Origin of the sequence: Marinobacter antarcticus, from assembly GCF_900142385.1 — a bacterium.
Classification (GTDB): Bacteria; Pseudomonadota; Gammaproteobacteria; order Pseudomonadales; family Oleiphilaceae; genus Marinobacter; species Marinobacter antarcticus.
Genome location: NZ_FRAQ01000002.1, coordinates 481,999 through 496,756, shown reverse-complemented (window position 1 = coordinate 496,756; position 14,758 = coordinate 481,999). Strand labels below are relative to the sequence as shown.

Genomic DNA, 14,758 nt, shown 5'->3' with positions numbered 1-14,758 from the left:
ACACATCTCCTTTTTACAGGGAAGGCTCCATCAACCTAGTCATCTGATAGTTTCACTAACCTCAACCGTAGCGCATTCGTAATTACGCTGACCGAAGACAGCGACATGGCCGCCGCCGCAAAAATCGGAGACAGCAGAATCCCTGCAAATGGGTAAAGTATCCCTGCGGCGATCGGCACACCGGCCGAGTTATAAATGAATGCAAAGAACAGGTTCTGCCGGATATTGCGCATCGTAGCCAGCGATAAACGCCGCGCTTCCACAATACCCATGAGATCACCGCGCAACAGCGTAATACCCGCGCTTTCGATGGCAACGTCTGTGCCGGTTCCCATGGCGATGCCTACGTCTGCGGTTGCCAGGGCTGGCGCATCATTCACACCATCACCTGCCATGACAACAATGCGGCCTTCATCCTTCAGCCGCTGGATAATCTTGCCCTTGTCTTCCGGTAGCACTTCCGCTTCCACTTCATCAATATGGAGTTTGCGGGCAACGGCTTCGGCGGAGGTCCGGTTGTCGCCGGTCAGCATCACCACCCGAACTCCCTCCTTTTGAAGAGCGGCTATTGCCGCTTCCGTGGTCTCCTTGACCGGGTCTGCAATCGCCAGCAAACCACAGACGTTGCCATCCACGGCCGCAAAGATCACCGTGGCGCCGTCTTCTCTCAGCTGATTCGCTTCTTCCTCGAAAGCGGAGGTATCAACACTTTCTGCCTGCATCAGCAAGCGATTGCCAAGCAGAACCTTTTTTTCATCGATCGTGCCGGTGACGCCTTTACCGTTCGGGGAGTCGAAACCCTCGGCGTCCGGCAACGTCAGTTCCATAGTTTTGGCTTTTTCGAGAATGGCATGCGCCAAAGGATGCTCACTGCCCTTTTCGAGCCCCCCGGCAAATCGCATCAGGTCCTCCTCGCTGAACCCGTTCGCTGGAACCAGCTTCGTCACCTGGGGTTTGCCTTCGGTCAGCGTGCCGGTCTTGTCCACCACTACGGTGTCGACTTTCTCCATGCGCTCTAGAGCTTCCGCATCCCGGATCAGCACACCACTCTGGGCGCCTCGCCCAACACCGACCATAATCGACATGGGCGTCGCGAGTCCCAAAGCGCATGGACAGGCAATAATCAACACACTAACGGCGGCGATGAGACCAAAGGCCATGGGCGGCGCTGGCCCAAAAATGGACCAGACTACGAACGCAATGACTGCGACAAGGATAACCGCTGGTACGAACCAGCCGGCCACCTTATCGGCCAGCCCCTGGATTGGCGCGCGGCTGCGTTGGGCGCTGGCGACCATTTGCACAATTTGTGAAAGCATGGTGTCGCGTCCGACTTTGTCGGCCCGCATGATGAAACTGCCCTGCTGGTTAATGCTGCCGCCAATGACCTGGTCTCCGGTCTTCTTACTGATAGCCAGCGGCTCACCGGTGACCATGGATTCATCCACGTTGGAACTGCCTTCGAGTACCTCTCCGTCCAGGGGCACCTTGTCGCCCGGGCGAACCCGCAATCGGTCGCCGACCTTTACCTGATCGAGCGAAACGTCGGACTCACTGCCGTCATCACCCAGTTTTCTTGCGGTGGCCGGGGCAAGGTCCAACAAGGCTTTGATGGCACCAGAGGTTTTCTCCCGGGCCCGGAGCTCGAGAACCTGGCCCAACAACACCAGCACCACGATCACGGCGGCTGCTTCAAAATACACGGCGACCGAGCCATCCTGCTGTTGGAAGGCCTCGGGGAATATCTGCGGCGCCAGGGTCGCTACAAGGCTGTAAATCAGAGAGACGCCCGTGCCAATGGCAATCAGAGTGAACATATTCAGATTGCGGCTGAGGATCGATTTCCAGCCCCGAACAAAAAATGGCGCGCCACACCAGACGACCACTGGCGTCGCCAGAACCAGCTGAATCCAGTTGGAGATTTGTGGCGAAACAACATCGTCAATCTTGAAAAAGTGACCACCCATTTCAAGCAAAAAAACAGGAAGCGCCAGGGCCAGGCCGATCCAGAATCGACGAGTCATGTCAGTCAGTTCTTCGGAGGGCCCTTGATCAAGACTCACCTCCTCCGGCTCAAGCGCCATCCCACAAATCGGGCAATCGCCTGGCCCCTGCTGACGAATCTCCGGATGCATTGGGCAGGTGTACATGGTGCCCGGTGCTACCGGCTCCGCCGGCTCACTTTTTTCGCTGAGGTACTTCTCTGGATCGCCCTCGAACTTTGACTGGCATCCGGACGAACAAAAATACCAGGTCTTGCCTGCATGCTCGCTGCGATGCTCTGCGGTATGGGGATCTACCGACATCCCGCAGACAGGGTCTTTTACGGAATGCTCCCCCTGGTTTTCATGTCCGTGATGATCATGTTGATGCTCGTGCTCACTCATTCTGTGCTCCTGTTTTATTCGCAGGCCAATCAGCAAAAGCGATAAAATACAACAACGCCAGATTGACCATCGGAATCAGTATCAGGACTCCCAGCCAGCCCGGATATCCCGCACGCTGACAGAGTCGCCATACCGGTATGACGACTACAATCGCAATCACCAGCATCCACAGCCAGTGCCCGGCCCACATGGTGTTGCCAAACATGTTCTCGTCCATCATGAGATTGTCCTCCCTTATATTGTCGTAGACATCAATGGTGGTGTGAGTGAGCCTCTTCACCGTCCATTGCTTGTTTTCTTGCTGAAGATTTCAGAAATACCTGCTCACCAATCGCAATCACGATCATGGTGACGACTGCCACGCCAATCACAAACGGATCGGACCCCAGCTTGACCCAGACAAAGCCACCTAGCACCAGCAGATCCAGAACGATCGCCACGGTCGGCACCCATATTGTCGCCTTCACATCCTCGCGCAGATAACGCAACACCCCCCAATGAATGGCGATATCCATAATCAGATAGAAGATAATCCCGAGCGCCGCAATCCGTGAAAGATCAAAAAAGGCGGTTAGAATCAGACCCAGCACCACTGTGTAGACAAGTGTGTGTTTCTGAATGCTGCCGGGCATGCCGAAGTGGCTGTGGGGTACCAATTTCATTTCGGTCAACATGGCCAGCATGCGAGACACTGCAAATATGCTGGCAAGAATGCCACCCGCCGTTGCCATCATGGCAATGGCTACCGTGAACCACACCGCATACTCACCCAGCGCCGGGCGTGCTGCGGCCGCCAGGGAGTAATCCCGGCTCTCAATAATTTCGGCGAGCGACAGGTTGCTTGCGACAGCGAAGCCGACCAAGGTGTAGATCACCACGCAGGCGGCAATTGAGATAACGATAGCGCGGCCAACGTTGCGATGCGGGTCTTTGACTTCGGAGCCGCTGTTGGTGATCGTGGTAAAACCCTTGAACGCCAGTATGCCCAGAGCCGTTGCGCCCAGGAAATTGCCAACGGCACCGGCTTCTCCCGTGTTGGAAAAGTCGACGGCAAGGCTGTCGGCCAACCAGACACCGACCAGTCCAATAATCAGAATGCCGCCGATCTTTAACACACCAATGAACGACGCAACCCCCTGAACCATCCGGTTGCCCAACAGGTTGATCACGAACGCCGCCAGGATAAGTGACACCCCGAGAATTGGTACCATGAGCCCACTTTCATCGCCCCCGAACAGCTGCATGGTGTAGGAGCCAAAGGTGCGCGCCAGAAAGCTCTGGGCGATCACCATCGAGAAATACATCAGCAGGGCATGGAAGGCCGTGGGCAGGCGATCGCCGTAAGCTTTATGCAGGTACATGCCAATACCGCCGGCTGACGGATAGGCGTTGGAGATTTTGATGTAGGAATACGAACTAAAGGAAACGATCACCGCCGCAGCCAGAAATGCCAGCGGGAATAGCGCTCCAGTCATTTCGGCCATCTGCCCGGTGAGCGCAAAGATGCCGGCGCCGATCATGACGCCGGTTCCCAGCATAACCGTGCCGGATAGCGTCAGACTGCCCTCTTTGTAGCGGGTCGTCCTATCCTGCTCCTTGCTCATTCCCATGTAGCCTCCCGTTACTTTTTCATCGGTGGAATTTTTGAACAGCAGAAGGGGGCAAGGTTGGCGTTGGCCCGGATGTTTTCATCGCTGAATCGGTACCGTGCCAGTTTTTGACGCTCCCACCAACCGCCCTTCAAACGGCCGCCATACGATTCAACAAGCTCAATTAGAGCGTCGGTAGACCAATGGGTGGCGTCAAAGGTGACGATCAACCGGCATTTCGGCTTGCGTTCAGCAATGTCAACGCATGGGTGATGATTCAGTTCCTGAATAAAATCCACCCACTGGCTGTCCGTAAATCCTTCAACGGTCAGTTTACGCCGAAGCAGAAATTGCGCCTGGTTTGTTGGTTTATTGGCATGGATCATGGCTTTGCACCTCTTAGCCTATTTGCATTGCCTCTATCACAACACTCCAAACTGAACTGCTACTGAAAATCGGTGGGCAACGCCGTTTTTTAAATGGCTATTTGACATGAATCATAAATTGCATTCATAGGTCAGGACGTGTCTGCCGGCTGAAACTTACTGGAACGCGTCTTCCACAGCATCCAGAAAACCTGCCATATCCACCACCTGTTCCGAATCCGGGTCGACGGTTTTGCCCTTGAGATCCGCGGTGACGATCCCTCTGTCGACGGTATCGGTCAGTGCTGCCTTGAGGTTGACCGCGTATTCGGCCAGGGGCGCGTTGCCTTCGCGCTCGCCCAGGGTTTCCAGAGCGTTAGCGAGTGCGAAAATCAGGGCGGAGGGGTTAAAGTGGGCGTCGCGGCCGTCGCTCTCCAGATATTTCAGGTAGAGGTCATGGGCGGTGCCATGGGGCGCCTCGAAGAGCATGGTGCCGTCCTTGCTCTCGATAATGGAGCTGGCAGTGGCCAAGCTGCCGCCGAGAGCAGCGGAGATGTCCGAGAAGATATCGCCGTCCAGGTTCTGGGAGGGATAGAGGGCATTTCTCGGGGGGTCGGTGATCATCTTCTTGAGCTGACTGGAGGGTCGCATGATCATGAAAGACGGCGGTGGTGTGTGCTCCCGGGCCAGTTCTCGCCGCACTTCGGTGATAACGTTGCTGAAGACTTCGTCGTATTCCATATACTCGCGTTTGAGGCCGAAGTAGACCTCTTTGTCCTTGCGGGAGGCATCGCGGAACACCTGGGCCACCCAGTCCTTGATGGCCTCATGGTCATTGGACATGAACAGCATGGGGTCGCCGTTCCGGACGCGGCGGGCATGCTTCTCTTCGCCGTCTACGATCACCTTGAGGATGCCGTCTTCCTGCGCCGGCATGTTGAAGCTGCCGTACTGGTCGCCGCCGCCGGCGCTCATGCGGGAAATTGATACATGGGCACTGCGGCTGGGAATGCCGAACTCCCGAAGCTGGTTTACCAGTTTGAACAGCTTGCGCCCGGTGGTGTTGTCAGGCACGCCCCAGAGCGCTCGCTGTGGCGGGTTGGAGACTATGCGTGCGGCCTGGGCGTCAATGAGCTCGTAGTGATAGCTCAACCCCAGATCCTTGATCTGCTGGCGGTAATCACTGTGGTAGATGTCTTCAATTACCGTTCGCATGGCGCCATCGTAGCCCGGGATAACGGTGTCTTTCAGGCCGAGATAGACATCCCGTTTCTCGTCAATGGCACGCTGAAAAAAGCGGTGAGCCCAGGCTTTGACGTCCTCCACATCGTTGGTGGCCAACAGCCAGGGGTCTCCCTTGCGGACCTCGCGGCGGTGCAACTCCACCGGGTCGCCGCTGCTGCCCACAAACATCAGCTTGACCACACCCGTGGCTTGGGAGAGCTGGTTGAAGCTTTCTTTGATGCCGCCGAACTCCATGGTGTCCACTTCAATGTCGCGACCGACCCAGTCCGGACGGCTGATCTTGAGGTTGCGAAACTGGATATCCTCTCGGGTAATGTTGCCGCTGATGCCCTTGCGGATGGCGCCGTTAGGGGATTTGGTGGCCAGTGGGTGCAGGTTGCCGGCGTCCACATCGGGATGCTTGCGGAGCAGTTCATCCAATTGCTGGCGGTTGACGGTCATACCTGCGTTCTTCACCCCCACACCAAGGCGCTGAAGAGCGTCGATGGCATCAATCACCGCTTGGCCATTGGTCAGCAGACGGTGTTCCGCAGACAGGTCGATTTCTTCGAGCTGGATATCCAGGCGCGCGGTGACGAATTTCTTGAGAATCTGCTCGAAAGCAACCTGGGCCATTTCATCGCCGTGGAGAATGACCAAAGGCGCCGTTACATTAATCCTGCTGTCCATAGATTACTCTCCGCAGTATTGGCAATATTGACAGTGTAGGTCGATCTCACTGCGCCTTGGGCTGAGTGATTCCCAACTGTTTGTTCGCTGCATCGCGAATCTCCCGGTAACGCTCAGGATCATTAGCTAAGGTATCCAGATCATCCTCGGGGAAAATCTCATTCTTCTTTTTCCTGGCTTCCTCTTTAGAAAAGATAGACGGTATCAATTGTTCCAGACAGCGCAACATAACCTCGGGCGAAACCGACGCCCCGGGCGAAGCCCCCAGTAAAGTTCCGTAAGTTTTGTCCTTGGACACAAGGATTTCTGTGCCCATCTGCAAATCGCCGTCTTTGATGATTTGCACTCGCTGGCCGGCTTGAACCGGTTTCCAGTCAAACCTTTTACTCAAGCCTGGAGCAAAGCTATCAAGCTCTTCGAACATGCTCTTTTCGCCTTTGAAAGTCTCTGAAACCAGATATTTAACCAGGGGGAAATGCTCTAAGGCGACGTTCAGCAAGCCCTGGATATCATGCGGGCGAATTGATCTGAGGTAATCAAAAAATCCACGGTCTCTCTCGAGAACAGGATTGAATGAGGCGAAAGGACCAAACAATAAGTAATGCTTACCGTCCACCACCCGCAAATCGAGATGTGGCACGGACATGGGAGGCGCGCCCACTTTCGCTTTGCCATAGGTTTTGGCCCGGTAATACCCGGCTTGCTCTTCACTGATCGGCGCCCGAAGAAAACGCCCCCCGACCGGAAAGCCGGTGAAGCGGTTCCGAAACGGCAAGTGGCTTTTCTTTAGAAGGGGGAATGCGCCCCCACCGGCCCCGACAAACAGCACATCCGCTTTATGCTGGACCGGCTTCCCTTTGCATTCAGCCTCGATAACCCACCGCCCTGTCGGGCTCCGGTGCACGCGCTTAACGTGGGTGCCATACTCAAATTTTACACCCAGGTCCTGCGTTGCGTGGGCCGCCATCTGCTCCGTTAACGCACCAAAATTAACGTCAGTACCTGTCTCAATGACGGTGGCCGCCATTTTTTCATGGCGTGGGCGCTCGTCCATGGTGTAAGGAATCCAGCTCTTGATTTCATCAAAGTCTTCTGAATAACGCATGTGCTCGAAGAAATGATGGGCCGACATTTCCTTGAACCGCAATCGCAGTTCTTCAATAGCGGACTCGGAAACAATGGTGCAGTGCTTGGTTTGATTAATAAACGTTTTAGGGTCTTTGATGACACCTTTTTCGATCAAATAAGCCCAGAATTGCTTGGCAACATTGAACTGGGCGTGGATCTTCAGAGCTTTTTCAACCGAAATGACCTCTGCATCTACTGGGGTGTAGTTGAGCTCGCAATTCGCTTCATGCCCCGTGCCGGCATTCCAGAATGGAGAGGAGTTTCCCGCGCCGGGACCGTCCAGTCTCTCTAAAATGGTGATATCCAACTCGGGTGCCAACGTTTTTGCCAGAGTGGCAAACGTGGTCCCCATAATTCCCGCGCCTATGATGACTACATTCATAAAGTCTACTCGCCAGCGTCAAATTTTTAGACATTCGCCAAAACGTTACTCAAATCTTGCTCATCTATAGATCGAAAATACTTCTCCCTGGCTTCCGGCCAATCCTTTAAAAAGACCGCTATGAGGCTTTGTCACCAACCCGGATCAGAAGGAGAGTCTTGCCCCAATCACCGCGAACCAGTCTTCTACATTGCCGCCCTCCGCACGAACGAAATCGGCAGTGTCAGCATATTTGCGCTCATGAACGACGCCGATATAGGGAGAGAATGATCGGTCGATCAGGTCATAGCTTAACCGCAGCCCGGTTTCTGTGGAAACCAGTCCCTTGCCGACTCCGATCTCCCGGTCTTCACTGAATGCCACCTTGGCATCCAGAGCGGCCACAAGAATCCAGTGGTTAGTCAGCAGGAGTTCGTATTCTGCATCCAGCTCCGTTGAGGTGTCTCCGTCCTTGCTGACATACAGATTAGCATCGATTTCAAACCACTGAGGAGCAAGCCCCGCAATCCCGAGAACTGCATAGGTTCGATCAGGGCCATCCGGCGTGTCAAATCTTAGACCGGCCTTGGCGTCAAAGAAGTCAGAAACAGGCGTCTGCACGACCAACTGATTTTCCAGCTTTTCGTAGGCCTGCTCTTCAATGGCGTATTCTCCCTTTGTCAGCCAACGGACTTTCAGCTCGTCCGTACCATAGAAAAAATCTCCGCTCCATACCCCAAGTTCTTCGTCGTCGTCACTGTAGCGGTATTCAAACTCCTCGAATTGAGCACCCCAGACCTTTAGCGGCATTTTACGCGCAGTGGTGTCCTGAATCCGCTCTTGAGCGGAGGCCGCTGCCGGTATGACGCTCAGCCCAAATACAGCGGTCGCAACCAATGATATCCAGCGACTCATACGTCGCCTCCTTCTTTGTCTATTGAGGCCTCGTCAGCAGCGGTCTGAGTGGTTTCCGGGCCGCCCTCAACAATGATCTTCCGGAACATCCCCGCTGCGGCATGGTAGGACAGGTGACAATGGAAGGCCCACTGTCCCGGCGCATCCACCTCGGTTTCCATATAAACCGTAGTACCGGGCTGAACGCTGACCGTATGCTTGACGGGGTTCATCTGGCCAGCGCCGACATCCAGAATGGACCACATGCCGTGAAGATGCATGGGATGAGTCATCATGGTTGTATTAACAAACTTGAACCGCACCCGCTCGCCATACTTGAGGCGGATCGGATCGGCGTCCTCATATTTGACGCCATTGATGCTCCAGGTGTAACGCTCCATGTTGCCAGTCAGTTTCAGTTCGATTTCCCGGGTCGGCTCCCGCTCGTCGTAAAGTGGCCTTTGTGCTTTCAGATCGGCATAAGACAGAAACTTGCCGCCATTGGCCGCCGTTGGAACCAGGCCGCTGCCCGCAGCGTAAAAGGGATCACTGGCACCACCAGCCGACATCATTGAACCCTGGCCCATATTAGAGTGATCCATGCCGGCCATGCTGGAGTGGTCCATGCCTTCCATTCCTTCCATGCTGCCGTGGTCCATGCCTTCCATGGCGCCCATGTCTGCCATGGTCAATCGGGCCGCTTCGCGCAACTCTGGCACTTCAGCTACCATTCCCGCCTCAGGCGCCAGTGTTCCCCTCGCATACCCTGAACGCCCCATGGATTCGGCAAAAATCGTAAAAGCCTGCGCCTCTCTGGGCCGCACGATTACGTCGAAGGTTTCTGCCACACCAATGCGGAACTCATCCACATTGACCGGCTGAACATTGTTTCCATCCGCCTGCACGACGGTCATTTCCAGGCCCGGAATGCGAACATCGAAATAGGTCATTGCTGAAGAGTTAATAAAACGCAGCCGAATCCGCTCTCCCGGATCGAAAATGCCGGTCCAGTTCTGGTCGGGGCCTTTGCCGTTAATCAGGCCAGTGAAGCCCTGCAGGTCTTCAACATCGGCTTTCATCATGCGCATATCACCCCATGCCATACGATCCTTCACGGTGGTCAGCAGACCGTTTTCAGAGACGTCCGAGAAGAATTCGCCGACGGTTTGCTGCTCGCGGTTGTAGTAGTCCGCCGTCATTTTAAGATTGCGCATGATGCGATCACCGGAATGCGGATGCTTGTCCGTCAGCTGAACCACGTAATCGCGATCGTAACGAAACGGTTCACGGCCATCGGGTTCAATCACAATGGCACCGTAGGCGCCATCCGGCTCCTGGAAGCCGGAGTGGCTGTGAAACCAGTAAGTGCCCGACTGGGTAATGGGGAACTTATAGGTAAAGGTTTCCCCGGGCTTGATACCCGTGAAACTGATACCGGGCACGCCATCCTGGTTAAAAGGCAGGATCAAACCGTGCCAGTGAATCGAAGTCATCTCATCAAGGTTGTTGGTCACATTGATGGAAACCTCTTCGCCTTCCTTGAAGCGCATAACCGGTCCCGGGGATTTGCCGTTGTAGCCAATACCCTCTTTGACAAAGTCTCCCGTGTCGATTTCGACCCGGTCGACAGTCAGATCGTACTCACCCGCCAAGCCCATAACAGGCAAAAGCAGGCCCAAAGTGCCTGCAAGAAAGGCCATTTTCATGGTCATCTACTCCTAACTACCTGATTTATAATGCTCGAAGCGTAAGCTCTCGAGCGGGCTGTTCGGTTACCCGGAGTCTGCAGACAATCACTCAAAATTCACATCGCCGTACATGCCTGCCTGGTAATGACCCGGAACGTTGCAGGCAAATTCAATACTGCCCTTCTCGGAAAACGTCCAGACCACTTCCTTACTTTCACCCGGCTCTAACAGCACGCTGTTCGGGTCGTCATGCTTCATGGAATGGCCGTTTCCCATATCCATTTCCATCATGTCCCGATTGAGTTTGCCCCCCTGAATAACCCCGTGTTCAACCATCATCATCATTTCTTTTTGATGCGCCTCGTGCATGGTGGGGGTGCCAATATTGAACTCATGCACCAGATTGCCCTTGTTTGAAACGACAAAACGCAAGGTCTCCCCTGGCTTAACCTGAATGGACTCAGGTTCGTAGTAGTTGTCATGCATTTCGACGTTAATAGTGCGACCAACGTCAGAAACCTTGCCCGACTTACCGGCTGTCGCGCCCTGGCCGTGGCCATCGTCATGGGCTCCGGCTCCCAGAGCAGTCAATGAAACTGACATGGCTAATGCTGCAACTACGAACTTTGATAGACTCATCAAACCTTCTCCTGTGATATGGCATAGCGTGCGCTCAAAACCCAATGGGCTTGTCCGGCAACGTGAGTACTTTGCTAAAACGCTGGGTACCATCGCGCACCAACCTGAATTCTTTCTGAAAATACCGAACTATTTTCAGTTCAGGCTGAATTCAGGTTGATCAGCGACACTGCACCGGCCTGATTTGGCTGAAAGAAGGAAGCAACAAATGAGATTACTGCTGGTAGAAGACGACCGATTGCTTGCCGACGGGCTTGCCAGTCAGCTTGAGAAAGCCGGTTTCAGCGTGGATGTCACTAGCACCGCCAAAGAAGCCGTTATTCTGGGTGAGCAGGAAGACTACAAAGCAGGCGTGCTGGATCTCGGATTGCCAGACGGAAATGGCCTGGACGTGCTGAGAAAATGGCGTGCAAGCAAAGCCACCTTTCCGGTTCTGATACTGACTGCCAGGGGGGACTGGCAAGATAAAGTAAACGGCCTGAAGGCAGGCGCGGACGACTACTTGGCCAAGCCCTTCCAAACCGAAGAACTGATTGCCCGATTGAACGCCATCATGCGAAGAAGCGAAGGCAGAGTTCACTCGTCGTTGAAGGCGGGGCGCTTTGAGCTGGATGAGAACCGGCAGTGCCTGAAAGGCGAAGATGGTGCAGAACACAGTCTAACCGGCACGGAATTCCGGCTGCTGCGATGCCTGATGAGCCGGCCTGGTCATATTTTTTCCAAAGAACAGCTTATGGAGCAGCTTTACAATCTTAACGAAAGCCCAAATGAAAATATCATCGAAGCCTATATCCGACGCCTGAGAAAGCTGGTCGGGCCGGAGACCATCGCAACGCGGCGCGGTCAGGGATATCTGTTTAATGACGCTGTTTAAAAAGCCTGTATCGGTAAAAGGTGCGCTTCTACTCCTGTTGTTACCAGCGGGCATTGGCCTGATGGCTATTGCATGGCTTGTACACGGGCTACTTCTGGAAAGGATGTCCCGGGAGTTTGTAGAAAGCCGCCTGAAAGACGAAGTGGCCTTCCTGGAGCATCATATTCGCCAAGCCGAAGGTCAATTAAACATGCTTCAGACCGGCGATTATTTTGAGGAGGTATTTCACCATGCCTTTGCCATCAAGTCCCCGGACCAAACGGTCATATCTCCGCAATCCTGGTACCCGTTGTTGAGCCCCTTGCTGCAATCTGATGAGCAGAAAAGTATTAGAGTAAACAATTCGAAGATATCCAACGCGCCTTCCGACATTCTCGCCTACCGAAAATCATTTTCTGTAAAAGGCATTCCTATTACGGTAATCGTCTCAGAAGACATGGGGGCGCTACAAAACAGCCAGGCAGAACTGCATGCATGGACAGCGATCGTATCGATCTTGCTGATCTTTTTGCTTGTGGGGATTATCTGGTTTGGCATTAACCTGTCAATGCGGCCTGTTGTCTCGCTCCAGGCCGCTCTCAAACGATTACAGAGCGGCGAAATATCCCGGATCAACGCACAGGCTCCTGAAGAGTTCCGGCCATTGGTGCAACAACTCAATCAACTGCTTGATTCTCTGGATCAACGGCTTGAGCGCTCCCGGGAAGCGCTCGCAAATCTGTCTCACAGTGTCAAAACGCCCATTGCGGCCGTTAGACAGGTTCTCGAAGATACCAGCCGGCCACTTGATAATGACCTGAGATATGAGATGGGATCGCGACTAAGCGATATCGACAAGCAGTTGGAAGCGGAAATGCGGCGCAGCCAGTTTGCCGGGCCACAGGTAGGTAAAAGCGCCTACCCGGTGAAGCAAGCCCGTGATCTTCTGTGGATGCTGGGCCGGCTTTACCCGGAAAAGTCATTCGAACTATCAACGTCACTCACTGAGGAATTTCGCTGGCCAATTGAGGCGCATGATCTGAACGAAATATTGGGAAATTTACTCGATAATGCCGGAAAATGGTCCGCAGAATGCGTTGAACTTTCTTTAGAACAACATGATGGTTTGGCGCAGATCATCGTAACTGACGACGGGTCTGGGGTTTCAGAAGGTGAATGGGTGCACTTGGGACAGAGAGGGCGACGGCTCGATGAGCAAACTCCGGGGCATGGACTTGGCCTTGCTATTGTCCGCGAGATAGTCGTTCGGTATGGAGGCCAGGTCTTCTTTGCAAATGGGTCAAAAGGAGGTTTGAAAGTACGAATCGAAATCTCTGTTTAATGCCCTTTCTCGCAAAGTGCCATTTGCCTACAAAAATCATTGCCGCCGTACTGCGAGCTGTATACTTACTCAGGGTTCTATGAAATCACACTAACTACGCCAAAAATGCGGCGAAAACATCACGAACACACTAAGCAACTCCAGCCGCCCCAGCAACATAGCCACCATCAGGACCCATTTCGCCGCATCCGGTAACGTTTGAAAATTACCGGCGGGGCCTATGGTGTCGCCGAGCCCTGGCCCGACGTTAGCCAAAGCTGTCGCAGCTCCCGTTAAGCTCGTAACGAGGTCCAACCCCAGTGCAGCAAGAATCGCAGCGACCACGGCCAGTGTTGCGAGGAAAATGAATGAAAACGCAACACTGGAGGCCACAATCTCATCACTGATAATTCGCCCGTTATAGTATCTCGTCATCACTGCATTCGGGTGCAGAAGCCGAAGCACCTGCTCCCTTAAAAGCAGCATGGACAACTGAAACCGGAAGATTTTCATGCCGCCGCTGGTCGAACCCGAACAACCACCCACAAACGTCAGGAAAAAGAACACAACAACCACGAATGGTCCCCAGAGCGAGTAATCCTGAGAGGCATACCCGGTGGTAGTAACGACGGAGGTCACGTTGAACAACGCATGAACAAAGGCATCTAGTGGAACAGTCCCCTCCTTCACTACACGATAGATGGCTATCATCGCTGCCACCACTAACAAGAACTTGAGGAAAAAGTGAACCTGGCGGTCCTTTAGCAGCGGTTTTGCATGGCCATTCAGTAGCCGAACAAACAGAAAAAATGGAATGGCGCCGAGCATCATGAAAATGGACGACGCGAACAGGATTGGAAGCTCGTCAAACTGCCCCATCGAGCTATCTGAAGTCGAATAGCCGCCGGTGGAAACGGTGGTTAACGCGTGATTTACTGCGTTGAAGAGGTCCATCCCCAGTGTCCAATAGACCAGAATGCAACTAAAGGTCAGTGCAAGGTAGCTAAACACCAGACCTTGGGCCAGGCGGTTTGTCCGGGGCACCGCTTTCTCAGTCCACTCTGACGATTCCGTGGCAAACAGTCGCATACCACCGATTCTCAAAAATGGCAGAATCGCCACAGCCATGCCAATGATTCCGATGCCGCCCATCCACTGCATAATGGAGCGCCAAAGCAGAATATCGTAAGGCAAACTATCAAGGCCGCTCAGCACTGTAGAGCCAGTGGTTGTTACACCGGAAATGCTCTCGAAAAACGCATCCGTAATGCTGAGCTTCAGATCACTGAGCAACAATGGCAAGCTCGAAAACAACGGAATAACAACCCATGCCGACACGGTCAGGATAAACATCTGCCGTTGCTTGAGCGCGTGACGTTTTCGACCGACACTGAAGAAACAAAGCAAACCAACCACGAAACAGATACTTGCCGACGTCACAAACGCCTGCCAATCCGGCGTGTCACCGAACATCAGCAGGTTCACTGGCAGTGTCATCAGAAAGCTGAGCAGAATCAGCAGAAACCCAAGAATCTGAACAACAGGCAATACATTGAACAACGCCATCATCAGGATCGCCAAGTCATTTTATGGACCATTTTCGCCAACGCAAAGGCGAT

The 14,758-nt window shown here is 53.8% G+C and carries 12 protein-coding genes; 2 read left to right on the top strand and 10 right to left on the bottom strand.

Translation table 11 applies throughout. The features are described 5' to 3' along the window. Nucleotides 1-35 precede the first annotated feature (35 nt). The 9 genes from BUA49_RS13665 to BUA49_RS13625 all read right to left on the bottom strand — a co-directional run bounded on the left by BUA49_RS13665 (nt 36) and on the right by BUA49_RS13625 (nt 10,965). Nucleotides 36-2,387 (bottom strand): heavy metal translocating P-type ATPase, encoded by a 2,352-nt coding sequence (locus BUA49_RS13665; protein WP_072798539.1) that lies wholly within the window; start codon nt 2,385-2,387, stop codon nt 36-38. Next, complete coding sequence (locus BUA49_RS13660) at nt 2,380-2,607, bottom strand: hypothetical protein (protein ID WP_072798537.1); 228 nt, start codon at nt 2,605-2,607, stop codon at nt 2,380-2,382. The genes BUA49_RS13665 and BUA49_RS13660 overlap by 8 nt, the downstream gene beginning before the upstream one ends. Before the next feature lie 31 nt (nt 2,608-2,638). Then, nucleotides 2,639-3,991 carry an APC family permease gene (locus BUA49_RS13655; RefSeq protein ID WP_072798702.1) on the bottom strand — a complete coding sequence of 451 codons (1,353 nt, stop codon included), beginning with the start codon at nt 3,989-3,991 and terminating at the stop codon, nt 2,639-2,641. Nucleotides 3,992-4,008: 17 nt separating this feature from the next. Beyond that, nucleotides 4,009-4,362, bottom strand: a complete 354-nt coding sequence (locus tag BUA49_RS13650) for a hypothetical protein (RefSeq protein ID WP_072798535.1) — start codon at nt 4,360-4,362, stop codon at nt 4,009-4,011. A gap of 156 nt (nt 4,363-4,518) precedes the next feature. Continuing rightward, nucleotides 4,519-6,255 (bottom strand): isocitrate/isopropylmalate family dehydrogenase, encoded by a 1,737-nt coding sequence (locus BUA49_RS13645; RefSeq protein ID WP_072798533.1) that lies wholly within the window; start codon nt 6,253-6,255, stop codon nt 4,519-4,521. 46 nt (nt 6,256-6,301) lie between these two features. Then, the gene (locus BUA49_RS13640) at nt 6,302-7,765 is read right to left on the bottom strand and encodes a malate:quinone oxidoreductase (RefSeq protein WP_072798531.1); all 1,464 of its coding nucleotides are present in this window, start codon (nt 7,763-7,765) and stop codon (nt 6,302-6,304) included. 144 nt (nt 7,766-7,909) lie between these two features. Further along, nucleotides 7,910-8,659 carry a copper resistance protein B gene (locus BUA49_RS13635; RefSeq protein WP_072798529.1) on the bottom strand — a complete coding sequence of 250 codons (750 nt, stop codon included), beginning with the start codon at nt 8,657-8,659 and terminating at the stop codon, nt 7,910-7,912. After that, nucleotides 8,656-10,344 carry a copper resistance system multicopper oxidase gene (locus tag BUA49_RS13630; protein WP_072798527.1) on the bottom strand — a complete coding sequence of 563 codons (1,689 nt, stop codon included), beginning with the start codon at nt 10,342-10,344 and terminating at the stop codon, nt 8,656-8,658. Before BUA49_RS13630 ends, BUA49_RS13635 begins: the two co-directional genes overlap by 4 nt. Before the next feature lie 87 nt (nt 10,345-10,431). Continuing rightward, nucleotides 10,432-10,965 (bottom strand): cupredoxin domain-containing protein, encoded by a 534-nt coding sequence (locus BUA49_RS13625; RefSeq protein WP_072798525.1) that lies wholly within the window; start codon nt 10,963-10,965, stop codon nt 10,432-10,434. A gap of 208 nt (nt 10,966-11,173) precedes the next feature. Here BUA49_RS13625 and BUA49_RS13620 point away from each other — a divergent pair, with 208 nt between their 5' ends. Both BUA49_RS13620 and BUA49_RS13615 read left to right on the top strand, forming a co-directional pair. Beyond that, complete coding sequence (locus BUA49_RS13620) at nt 11,174-11,839, top strand: response regulator transcription factor (protein ID WP_072798523.1); 666 nt, start codon at nt 11,174-11,176, stop codon at nt 11,837-11,839. Further along, nucleotides 11,826-13,160: an ATP-binding protein gene (locus BUA49_RS13615; protein ID WP_072798521.1), complete on the top strand. Its 1,335-nt coding sequence runs from the start codon at nt 11,826-11,828 to the stop codon at nt 13,158-13,160. Before BUA49_RS13620 ends, BUA49_RS13615 begins: the two co-directional genes overlap by 14 nt. Before the next feature lie 90 nt (nt 13,161-13,250). Here BUA49_RS13615 and BUA49_RS13610 read toward each other — a convergent pair whose 3' ends face one another. Continuing rightward, nucleotides 13,251-14,708 carry a TrkH family potassium uptake protein gene (locus BUA49_RS13610; RefSeq protein WP_228704492.1) on the bottom strand — a complete coding sequence of 486 codons (1,458 nt, stop codon included), beginning with the start codon at nt 14,706-14,708 and terminating at the stop codon, nt 13,251-13,253. Between the last annotated feature and the right edge of the window lie 50 nt (nt 14,709-14,758).

Bases quoted from the DNA above. Each gene is read 5' to 3' on its own strand.
- BUA49_RS13645 (WP_072798533.1), bottom strand. From the start codon at position 6,255: ATGGACAGCAGGATTAATGTAACGGCGCCTTTGGTCATTCTCCACGGC.
- BUA49_RS13660 (WP_072798537.1), bottom strand. From the start codon at position 2,607: ATGATGGACGAGAACATGTTTGGCAACACCATGTGGGCCGGGCACTGG.
- BUA49_RS13615 (WP_072798521.1), top strand. From the start codon at position 11,826: ATGACGCTGTTTAAAAAGCCTGTATCGGTAAAAGGTGCGCTTCTACTC.
- BUA49_RS13665 (WP_072798539.1), bottom strand. From the start codon at position 2,387: ATGAGTGAGCACGAGCATCAACATGATCATCACGGACATGAAAACCAG.
- BUA49_RS13635 (WP_072798529.1), bottom strand. From the start codon at position 8,659: ATGAGTCGCTGGATATCATTGGTTGCGACCGCTGTATTTGGGCTGAGC.
- BUA49_RS13625 (WP_072798525.1), bottom strand. From the start codon at position 10,965: ATGAGTCTATCAAAGTTCGTAGTTGCAGCATTAGCCATGTCAGTTTCA.
- BUA49_RS13610 (WP_228704492.1), bottom strand. From the start codon at position 14,708: ATGATGGCGTTGTTCAATGTATTGCCTGTTGTTCAGATTCTTGGGTTT.
- BUA49_RS13630 (WP_072798527.1), bottom strand. From the start codon at position 10,344: ATGAAAATGGCCTTTCTTGCAGGCACTTTGGGCCTGCTTTTGCCTGTT.
- BUA49_RS13640 (WP_072798531.1), bottom strand. From the start codon at position 7,765: ATGAATGTAGTCATCATAGGCGCGGGAATTATGGGGACCACGTTTGCC.
- BUA49_RS13620 (WP_072798523.1), top strand. From the start codon at position 11,174: ATGAGATTACTGCTGGTAGAAGACGACCGATTGCTTGCCGACGGGCTT.
- BUA49_RS13650 (WP_072798535.1), bottom strand. From the start codon at position 4,362: ATGATCCATGCCAATAAACCAACAAACCAGGCGCAATTTCTGCTTCGG.
- BUA49_RS13655 (WP_072798702.1), bottom strand. From the start codon at position 3,991: ATGAGCAAGGAGCAGGATAGGACGACCCGCTACAAAGAGGGCAGTCTG.